Genomic DNA, 8,740 nt, shown 5'->3' with positions numbered 1-8,740 from the left:
GATTATTACAAAGGAGTTCATGGCTATGAATACAGGATAAATGATGTGAAAAAGTAGACTGGGGACAGGGGAAGAAGATCCCCATACCCCAGCTTACTTTGGTACGTATGAACGGAGATGCACGAACTTAAAGGACGCCGTCAGGCGTTTTTCTTATCTTCGGACTCCGACAACGCCTTGCACCCTAAAATAGGGAACAATTGTATCTTATTAGCACTAGCGTTGCAATGGTCCATGCGAATAGCTGCGTCTACGTGTGACTTGGCGGACCCAGATTCCGTTAAATTGGCTAAATGAGTGTTTTTGCTTTCGATCAGAAACCAGGTTTGATATGCGATCGGTCTCTCTCGCTATCCTGAATGAACGGGATTTCGACAGAAGGCGCTTAGAAGGAGGTGCCTAACAGGGGCCCCCATTCAGGGCGTTTCCCTCACGGCACCAAACAAAAAAACGCCGCAAAATGCGGCGGATATCCCCGATTCCTCACAATATTTCGGCGTTTTTCTTGTCTTCTTCCGACAGCAGATCGGTGAATTGGTATACGTACGAACCGTTATCCGCAATCCGCAGTCTGGCAAATCCTTTTCTCTTCAAATAATCCAAATATCCTTTTGCCGCTTCCAAGGACAGATCCGTTCTCAACGCGATGTCGGCGGGCGTTACATAACCTTTATGCTTTGCTGCGATTTGCAAAATAAGCCGCTCGTTCTCCTCATATTTCTCATCGAATTGCACTTTGCCCTTTTCGATCAGCTTTTGTTTTATATTTTTGGAATATTTCACGCCGACATAGATGAGCGCCGCAAGGATGACAATGCCGCCCAAGACCCATAGAATCGTCCAAATATTTTCCGCTATAAATTTAAAAACCGCTGCGATCAGCCCTAAGATAAAAATAAAAGCCAGACAGCCGAGACACGACACCCCTTTATTTTCCACTGCCGCCAAACCGCCTCTCTCCAATGATTATCTTCATTCATTTTACTCGGTTTGCCAAATATCGACAAGGAAGAAAATAGGGCGCTATTGCATGAAAAGCTGTTAAAAATAAAAAGCCCACGCAAACGGCTGCATCGCCCTTCGGTGGACTTGGAAATGTTCGCGAATCATCGGGAATGGGATTTTTTAGGATCCGCCCGTGCGTCTCCGCTGATTGTTCGGTTTTTTCGTATTTTGGCTTTTGAGCGCTTTGATGTTGCCGCCTCCGTTAAACTGGTGTTTTTGGTCAAATTGCTGTTGTTTTTTTTGCGCAAGTTTTTGTTTGATAGCATCGGCTAAATTGATTTTTTTCGGCTCGTTTTGATCCGGCATGAGAACACCCCCAAGCATTTGTCCTCATTGTAAATGTTTTTGCGGACCGCATCAAGCGTAATTTCTTGCTGGGACCGTGGGAACGCATTTCTTGCGCTTGAACCGGACGACCTACGCCAAGTTGCGTCATAAAAACTAGTCTTCATACGGAAAATATATCAGCAACTAAGAACGAGGAAAGAGGTGGCCAGCTTGCTAATCCCAGTGATGCATAAGGAGAATGGGCCCGAATTGATTGATGTCGACGATATTTTGTACTTAACGATCTATAAGAAAGGAATTTCGATTCATACCGCTCATAACGTATATGAGCCGTTAACCACGCTGGAACATTGGCTCAAGTTGTTGAAGCCTAACGGTTTCGATAATCTCGACCGCTCCAATATTGTCAATCTTTCAAAGATTACCTGGTTCGATCCGTATACGAATATCGTATTTTTCGACGGGCAACAAGCATGCACCGTATCGGAGTCGAACATCAAGAAAGTAAAACATTTAAAAAGAAAATAATACCATATTTGACTTGAAAAATATGCACCCGTTCAAGCGGACGAATCGACGTATCGAATCCTCGGAAAAAATCGACAAAATTCGACATATTGTTGAAATTTACCCCGTTATAATGCAATAGAACCAGATATCGATTGGGCACAAAGTCGGGGGGGAAGCCGGAAATTGTCTGGATTGAGTCTCAAAGTAAAGATAACGAAATTGAAGGTGGACGGCCAATGGGTCGATGCGAAAATGTGTTTACAATGCAAAACGTATAAGCCGCTGGACCACTTCCACAATGAGAAACATGGAATCGGGGGAAAGAAAGCGAAATGCAAAAAATGCAGGCAGCACCGCTATGAAAGTTAGCAAATGGCACTCATATTCGACAAGAAGAGGGATGAAAAATGAAATTAAGTATTCGGGTCAAATTGCTTTGCAGTTTTATGTTCGTATTGCTGCTTTTGATTGCAGTAGGTTATATTTCGCTGTCTAGCATGGAGAGAATGGGGAATAGCGCGAAAAATATCGATCAGAACATTATGCCTAACGTGAACGCGCTGAGCGATTTGACCGCGGAAACGTTGAACGTGCAGCGGCTTGTTCTGCGAATCGCATCGGAGCCGAGCAAAGAAAAGCTTGCGGATCTCGAGGGAGAAGTGAATACCGCCGTGAGCAACATTGCGGAATTGAAATCGGAGTATGAAAGTCTTCCCACCACGCCGGAACAGTTGAAGATATATAATTTGTTTACTTCATTATGGGATCGTTATCTTGCGCAAATACCTCCCATTGTCGAGTCGGCCAAAAAGGACGATGCGGCTAAAACGTTAGAATTGGTCGATCCGACGGTACAGACCGGACGCGAAATGAGGGAACATCTGAAACAATTAGTCGCAATACAAACGGACGAAGCGAAAGCGACGACAAACGAAGCGATCGAATTGTATCGGTCGGGTCAAATTAACATTATCGTCATCGGCATCGTTGCGGTTATTATCGCATTGGGCATGGCCCTGTTAATTTCGGCCAATATTTCGCGGCCGATTCGCGAAATTGTAGAGCTGACGGGAAAAGTATCGAAAGGGGATTTACGGGAAAAAGCGAGGGTGAAAGGAAAGGATGAGACCGCCCAACTGTCCGTCTCCGTGAACGAAATGATCGATCAATTGCGGGAATTGATCGGACATACGATGGCTTCCTCGCAAAACGTCGCCGCGGCTGCGCAGCAAATTGCGGCGAGCACGGAGGAAATCGCCAGCGGTTCCAATACGCAAGCGAGCTCGGCGCAAACGATCAACGAGCTTTTCCGCGAGTTGTCTAGAGCCATCGATGCGGTTGCCGGAAACGCCGAAGAGGCGTCTTTGCTGTCCGGTCAGACGAAGGAGAGCGCTCAAGCGGGCATGCTTGTCGTTCAAACGTCCATCGAAGGAATGAACCGTCTCAGCGAACAAATGGCTTTATTGCAAAAAGACTCCGAAAAAATAGGCGAAATATTGGAACTCATCGATGAAATTGCAGATCAAACGAATTTGCTTGCTTTGAATGCCGCGATCGAGGCGGCGCGGGCGGGGGAACAAGGCAGAGGATTCGCCGTGGTAGCGGACGAGGTGCGCAAATTGGCCGAGCGAAGCGGCGGCGCGACGAAGCAGATCGGCGTTATCGTCAGAGGAATGCAGCAAAATACGAATCTTTGCGTCAGCACGGCGGAAGAAGCGGTCAATATGGCGCAGCGGACGGGGGAAGCGCTGCAGGATATTATGGGCAAATCGAACGAAACTGCGCAACAGGTGGCGGAAATCGCAGCTGCAAGCGAGGAGCAGGCCGCACAGGCCGGCGAGGTGTTGAACGCGATCGACACGATCGCCTCCGTCAGCGAAGAAGCGGCTGCCGCTGCGGAAGAAACGGCTTCTTCCTCGCAATCGCTCGCGGAGCTCGCCGAAGATTTGAACGAATCTGTATCGCTCTTCAAACTGCAATAACGGCGGAGAGGCGAGCATTCGTTTAGGAGGTTCGACGTGAAATTCGATAAGCCGTCCATTTCGCATACGAATATGGAACAATTTGACGAGCAATTGAAACTATTAGACCGGAAGCTGCTGCAGTTGGAAGAGGGGGCCGATATCGGGAAGATCAGGGAATTTATACATAGCATCGAGGAACATCCTTCTTCGAATATCCATGCGGCACAGGCGGGCCAAACGATTAGCGTCGATGCGGAGCGGCTTGCGCAACTGCAACATGTAGCCTCCGAATTAATGGTCGGCAGCACTCGCTTGAACGATGTAAACGAGCGTCTGCGCCAGGAAATAGCGGATTCGTGCGGACAAGGCGTCTTGCAGCAGTTGAACGAGGTGACCGCAAGGATAAGCCGGACGATATCGGCGCTTCAAGAAGGGGTTGTGAAAACGCGGCTGTTGCCGCTCCAGCGGCTTTTTCGGCGGTATCCCCGTTTCGTGAGGGATATATCGCGCAAATTGAATAAGGAAATCGACTTCCTGATGGTTGGCGAACATACGGAACTCGACCGGGAAATGATCGATAAAATCGACGAACCGCTCGTCTCGCTGTTATGCAAAGCGGCGGTCCATAACATCGAAAGCGCGGAAGAACGGCAAAAAGCCGGAAAACCGCGCAAAGGCACGCTGCTGATGAAAGCGTCCCGTCTTGACAACGAAGTCGAAATCGTCATCGCCGACGACGGGAAAGGCTGCGGCTCGCAAGATATCGATACGGTTCAAGCCCAAATCCGTCAGCTTCAAGGCCGCCTGGACATCGATGAAACGCCGGGCAAAGGGACGACGATGACGATTCGGCTGCCGCTATCGTCGGCTACCGTTCGCGCCTTGCTGGTACGGCTTGGCGCCGAAGTGTACGCGATGCCCCTTCAGCAGGTCGTTGAAATCGTCCGGCTGCGGCCGGATGAGATCAGCACCGTTCAAGGCCGCGACGTATGCGTCATTCGCGAAACGGTGCTCCCGCTCGTACATCTTCGGCGCGCGCTCAAGATCGTCGCGAAGCCGGAATGCGAAACCAACGCCCGAATGTTGCGCATCGTCATTGCGGAAGCCGAAGGCCGGCGCGTCGCGCTCGCCGTGGACGAAACATTGGGCACCCGGGAAATGATCGTGCAGCCGCTGGGAGAATATTGGGCGGACGTCCCATTTGTCTCGGGATCTACCATTATGGGCGACGGCAAAGTCGCTTTCATTCTCGATATGGCATCTATATCGGCCGAGGGCGGAGCATGAATCCGACTGGCACCGGCGTTGGCAAATGAAGCCGGATCCGCATGAATGAAATTTTCATTGGAAGTCCACGTCATTTATTGACGGATACAACTTAACGGATTGACAGGGTCCTATTTTGAAAAATCAGGGCAATTTTTTAAAATAACGGATTTTCGGCCCGCTAAATGAGCCGATTCCTAGGAATAGGCCAGGTTTTCGGCATTTTCGTTCCGTATAAGACCCTGAAAATCCGTTATTTATACAATTCGCCTCAATAAACGGGAAATAAGACCTTGAAAATCCGTTATTGTAACATTTCGGCGTGAACCGACCTCGCATGCCAAACCCACTAGCCAATCAAAAGTAAATATCCTTGCCGTTCAAGTCGAGCCGGTACGTCCGAATTCGCGTAGTACCCCGGTCCGGCTGGAGCCACGTTTTCTCTTTTAAACCGTGCAGCAATTTGCGTGCATACTTATTTTCGAAGCCGAGATGATCGCAGACGTCTTGGGGGGACAGCGGTCTGCTTAACCGCAAAGCCAACCTGACGATTTCTTTTTCAATAATGGTTAATGAGACGCTCTGCTTCTCCTCTCCAAACCATCGGCCCATGAATTGCTGTATGATCTGCTGGCACAGGCGGGGTCTCTCTTTCAGATCGTCGTATGAGAAACGGAGGACGCGCCAGCCGTCGTCGATCGTGAGATGATTCTGGCGCAGCAAATGATCCGAAAATTGCCAGCGTGATATATTGCGCCAATGCGGACCGTGCCCGTCAATCTCAATTGCAAGCCGGAAGAAAGGGCGGATATAGGCAAAGTCGAGAAACCGGCAACCGTCCTTGAAATCAAACACTTCATATTCCGGATGAAGTTCTTGGAAATGTCCGAAAGCCGGCCACCAAACCTGGTTAAGAAATAGCAATTCCGCATGGCCGCAACCGTCCTTCAGCCTCTTTCGACGTTCTCCGTTGCGTTTTTGCAGATGAGTGTTAATAAACAATTCATAACTTTCTTCGAAATTCATACCGTTTCGTCGCCTCCTAATAAAAGAACGCCGCCCGATTAACAGGACGAATCCTGCAATGGAGCGGCGTGTGCTTCACGTCGTTTTCATAAATTTTACCATAGGGACTGCAGCGCTTCAATCGAATATGTACAATCTACGCGAGTGCCGAAAGACGGTCTGTTTTACTCTTCTTCAAAATCGATTATAATGTTGCTTATTATCTCATGAAGGAGAATGCACGGCATGAGTTCCATGGGACAGCCAGAATTGAACAAGTCCGATTCTCGGGCGGCGCAGCTTCGCATGACGTATTTCTATATGTTTATGGCCTTTACGCCAGGGGCGGCCGTCTATTCTTTTTTTCCGGTGTACTATAAAGAGGTAGGATATACGGATGCGATGTACGGCATGCAAAATGCGCTCATTCCGATCGTAGGAATGGCGGCCAATTATTTATTCGGTTATATTAGCGACAAAACGAGCCGGATGAAAGGCATTATTCTCGGTTTGCTGCTTGCGATGACGGCATTGATGTTCGTCTTGTTTCGAATTCAGAACCCTTGGACGGTCATGGGGTTTATTTTATTGTTTCAATTCGTCTGGATCCCGATCAGCGTGCTGACGGAAAGTATGGCGATGTTGCAGGCGAAGCGGCTGGGCAATACCTATGCGGTCATTCGCGGTTTCGGAGCGGCGGGCTTTGCCGTTTCGGCCGTGGCGATCGGCTGGGTGCTGGACCGCTTCCCCGGCCATCGGACGCTAAGCTGGATCATGATCGCCCTATCCCTTGGAACGATGGCTTGCTTGCTGCCGATCCGTGATCCGCGGGATCGGAAGATTGCGGGTGCCGCAGACCGGGGCGGAACGAGGCCGAAAGTGAACATGCGCGAGCTTGTGGTGTATGTGAAGGATAAACGGTTTATTTTTTTTATGCTCGTACTTGTGATGATGAACATTTCGTTTGTGATGAACGATCAATATTTCAGTTTTTTGATCCGGGAACGGGGAGGAACGCAGTTTGATATCGGGCTCGGCTGGATGCTGCCTGCCGCGATCGAGGTCGGGGTGTTTATGTATCTCGGGCGCAAAGGCGGGAGGTTCCGGCCGCTCGTAATGCTCGCGGCGGCGGCGCTTATCTTCGGCATTCGCGCGCTGGTGCTGGCGTATGCCGCGAATCTGACGCTAATATTGATCTTCCAAGCGGTGCAGGGCGTGGCGATCGCGTTCTATCTCGTCAACTTGGCGGAATATATGATGATTCTGATCCCGGACCGCTTCCGCTCGAGCGGACAGGCGATTTTGAATATGGTGATGAGCATCGGCGCCACGGTTACCGGCAGCTTGCTCGGAGCGACGCTGTACAATAAGTTCGGGATCGAAACGATATACGGCGTTTCCGCCGCTCTCGTACTGACCGCCATTCTCGGCTTCGTCATCGGCCAGCGGCTGGAGCGGCAGGCGGAAGCGAACCGCCGGGCGGCCGCGCCCGTATCGGCGGACGGTGCGATGTAGTCCCGATACCCTTTACGATTCTAATAATTTCAATACGACATGACAACAGTATTCCGGATCGTAAGGGGTATGGTTCGGATTCATGAGGCCGCCTTCGCTTTCCTGCAAAGATTGCAGACGGTTGAACCATTTGTCGATCGTTTCCGTCGACGTCAATATTTCCGCAAAACCGTTTTTGACGAAATATTCGCAATTTTCCTCTTCTTGTCCCGGAATGGGACGGTAGAACAACATCGGAATTTGCTTGGCCAAGCCTTCGGTACAAGTCATGCCGCCGGGCTTCGTAATGAGCAAATCCGAGACGTCCATCAACTTGTTCACCTCATGGGTATAGCCGAGAATATGAATGTTCGGATGCTGGAACCGGGGATCGTTCTGCATTTTTTGAATCATTTTCTGATTGCTGCCCATACAAATAAGAAGCTGAACGCTCTCGCGCCAGCGGGACATGTACGTAAGCAGTTCCTCGTCGAACATCAGCCCCCAGCCGCCCCCCATAATCATCGCCGTAGGCATCTCTTTCAAGCCGAATTGCGCCCGCACTTCCTTCTTGTCATGCCGTTTCCAGAAGTTCGGGTGCACCGGGATGCCCGTCACTTCGATCCGGCTGGGGTGAATGCCGCGCTTCAGCAGAAGCTCCTCTACGTGCGGGGTCGAGACGAGAAATTTATTCACTTCCGGGTTGATCCAAGTTCCATGCGCATCGTAATCCGTAATCAGCGTAAACAACGGAATATCCAGGCCGAGACGCTTCAACCGCGACATGACGATCGTCGGAAACGGATGCGTACATACGACGATATCCGGATTCAACTGCCGGATGACTTGGGAAGCTTGGGTATAGAAAATGCGATGCATCGCAAGCTTGGTGAATCGGTTTACAGATTTGTCGTATTTTTTGCGGTAAAAAAATCCGACCAATTTCGGCTTCGAGCTGACCGTTTTGCGGTAAGCGGACACAATTAAAGGACCTACCGTCGGATTTAAAAATTTGCCCAGCTCGATGACACGGGTCTGTACTTGCGGACAAATCTGCTTCATTCCAACCGCCAACGCGTATGCCGCTTGCGTGTGTCCTGTGCCGAACGCTTCGGATAGAAGTAGGACTCGTTTTTTTCGCATATTCTCACCTGCTTCCATTATACCCAATTTACGTTATTAGGTGTATTGCTATGTACTGAACGTTG

8 protein-coding genes are annotated in these 8,740 nt (G+C 49.9%); 4 read left to right on the top strand and 4 right to left on the bottom strand.

Going from position 1 to position 8,740, the window contains the following annotated elements; all coding sequences use genetic code 11:
* Positions 1–483: 483 nt before the first annotated feature.
* Together KQI79_RS15830 and KQI79_RS27655 are read right to left on the bottom strand one after the other, a co-directional pair.
* Positions 484–948 carry a hypothetical protein gene (locus KQI79_RS15830; RefSeq protein ID WP_216539204.1) on the bottom strand — a complete coding sequence of 155 codons (465 nt, stop codon included), beginning with the start codon at positions 946–948 and terminating at the stop codon, positions 484–486.
* 177 nt (positions 949–1,125) lie between these two features.
* Positions 1,126–1,311 (bottom strand): hypothetical protein, encoded by a 186-nt coding sequence (locus tag KQI79_RS27655; protein WP_230191523.1) that lies wholly within the window; start codon positions 1,309–1,311, stop codon positions 1,126–1,128.
* A gap of 192 nt (positions 1,312–1,503) precedes the next feature.
* Between KQI79_RS27655 and KQI79_RS15820 the strand changes: the two genes are divergently transcribed.
* The 3 genes from KQI79_RS15820 (at position 1,504) to KQI79_RS15810 (ending at position 5,054) form a co-directional block, all read left to right on the top strand.
* Complete coding sequence (locus tag KQI79_RS15820) at positions 1,504–1,821, top strand: LytTR family DNA-binding domain-containing protein (protein WP_216539202.1); 318 nt, start codon at positions 1,504–1,506, stop codon at positions 1,819–1,821.
* Positions 1,822–2,210: 389 nt separating this feature from the next.
* On the top strand, positions 2,211–3,785 hold the full coding sequence (locus KQI79_RS15815; RefSeq protein ID WP_216539201.1) for a methyl-accepting chemotaxis protein: 1,575 nt from the start codon (positions 2,211–2,213) through the stop codon (positions 3,783–3,785).
* A gap of 36 nt (positions 3,786–3,821) precedes the next feature.
* On the top strand, positions 3,822–5,054 hold the full coding sequence (locus KQI79_RS15810; RefSeq protein ID WP_216539200.1) for a chemotaxis protein CheA: 1,233 nt from the start codon (positions 3,822–3,824) through the stop codon (positions 5,052–5,054).
* Between the two features lie 336 nt (positions 5,055–5,390).
* Here the strand turns inward: KQI79_RS15810 and KQI79_RS15805 are convergent, their stop codons facing one another.
* Entirely contained in the window at positions 5,391–6,059 is a 669-nt protein-coding gene (locus KQI79_RS15805; RefSeq protein ID WP_216539199.1) for a DNA-binding response regulator, read from the bottom strand.
* Positions 6,060–6,284: 225 nt separating this feature from the next.
* Between KQI79_RS15805 and KQI79_RS15800 the strand changes: the two genes are divergently transcribed.
* Positions 6,285–7,553: an MFS transporter gene (locus tag KQI79_RS15800; RefSeq protein ID WP_216539198.1), complete on the top strand. Its 1,269-nt coding sequence runs from the start codon at positions 6,285–6,287 to the stop codon at positions 7,551–7,553.
* 12 nt (positions 7,554–7,565) lie between these two features.
* Here KQI79_RS15800 and KQI79_RS15795 read toward each other — a convergent pair whose 3' ends face one another.
* Positions 7,566–8,675 carry an MGDG synthase family glycosyltransferase gene (locus KQI79_RS15795; protein WP_216539197.1) on the bottom strand — a complete coding sequence of 370 codons (1,110 nt, stop codon included), beginning with the start codon at positions 8,673–8,675 and terminating at the stop codon, positions 7,566–7,568.
* Between the last annotated feature and the right edge of the window lie 65 nt (positions 8,676–8,740).

This window comes from Paenibacillus sp. MSJ-34, from assembly GCF_018918005.1.
Taxonomy (GTDB): Bacteria; Bacillota; Bacilli; order Paenibacillales; family Paenibacillaceae; genus MSJ-34.
Note: the sequence above shows the minus strand (reverse complement) of the source record. Positions and strands in the feature narration are given on the sequence as shown.